Raw genomic sequence first — 1,166 nt, 5'->3', positions numbered from 1 at the left:
CAATTTCTTGACTCGTCTAGGGTCTGTTAAACGAGTATTTTCAAGATTGAATCCACGTCCTTTGAGACAACTAAATAAGGTTTCGATTTCCCAGCGTAATGCATAATCACGAATAGCAGAAGCATTAAACATAGGAGAAACAACAAGTAAAAGTTCTCCATCTTCTAATCGTAGCGCACTAATATACAGTTTCACTCGACCAACCCAAATACGTCGTTTACGACATTCAGTTTGACCAACTTGAAGATGACGAAATAAATCACTAATTTTATGATTCTTGGCTAAGTGATTGGTCACAATAAAGTTTTTTTAACACGTATACAGAAGTTAATGTCATTTTCAATTAACCATGTAAACCATTTCTCACCGATAAATTCTCTGTCTGCGAACACATTCACAATACGGTCTTTACCAAAAATAGAGATAAAGCGTTGAATCAAAGCAATACGCTCTTTTGTATCTGAATTTCCACGTTTATTGAGCAATGTCCAAACAATAGGTATCGCTATTCCACGATAGACGATGGCTAACATTAAGATATTGATATCTCGTTTTCCCCATTTCCAATTGGTTCTATCTAAAGTCAGTTGCACTTTGTCGAATGAAAATATATTGAAAATTAACTGAGAAATTTGACGATAATCAAAATACTGACCTGCAAAGAAGCGTTGTATACGTCGATAAAATGATTGTGGTAAGCACTTGATGGGTAAGGCTTTAGATGCAGAAGAAAGATTACATGTCTGTTTTACAATTAATGCAATCATAATCAGTGTAAAACATTTTACATGTGACTTGTTCCACTTTAGATATTTGTTTAAGATGAGATGTAACTCATTGAAATGTGTCATCATATTCGTCGTCAGAAAACAAGTATTATGCCATTATTTCAATGAGTTATCTTTTTTTGTCGTGTACAAAGATTATTAACATAATACACGTTATACGAAGCCAAAAATGGGGGCATGCAGCTCCCATTTTTAGTCTTTTATCCGCTTTTTTGCTTCATCATAAACAATGCTATCAGCTCGTTTTCCAACGGTAATTAGCAAAATAACTACCTGATCATCTTTGACCTGGTAAACAAGTCGGACACCAGCTTTTAATAATTTTATTTTATAGCAGCCTGCAAGATCACCTTTAAGCATATTCTTTGGAATATGTGG

General features: G+C 34.2%; 1 protein-coding gene and 1 pseudogene. Both read right to left on the bottom strand.

Annotated elements, in window-relative coordinates; genetic code table 11:
• Positions 1-851, bottom strand: a pseudogene (locus tag PVW51_RS24235) (IS4-like element ISAba33 family transposase); the annotation flags it as partial.
• A gap of 129 nt (positions 852-980) precedes the next feature.
• On the bottom strand, positions 981-1,166 hold a 186-nt coding region (locus tag PVW51_RS24230), incomplete at its 5' end, for a type II toxin-antitoxin system RelE family toxin (RefSeq protein ID WP_443288768.1).

The organism is Sulfitobacter sp. PR48 (genome assembly GCF_028807335.1).
GTDB lineage: Bacteria > Pseudomonadota > Alphaproteobacteria > Rhodobacterales > Rhodobacteraceae > Sulfitobacter.
The sequence above is the reverse complement of the archived record's forward strand: the minus strand, read 5'-3'. Positions and strand labels throughout refer to the sequence as shown.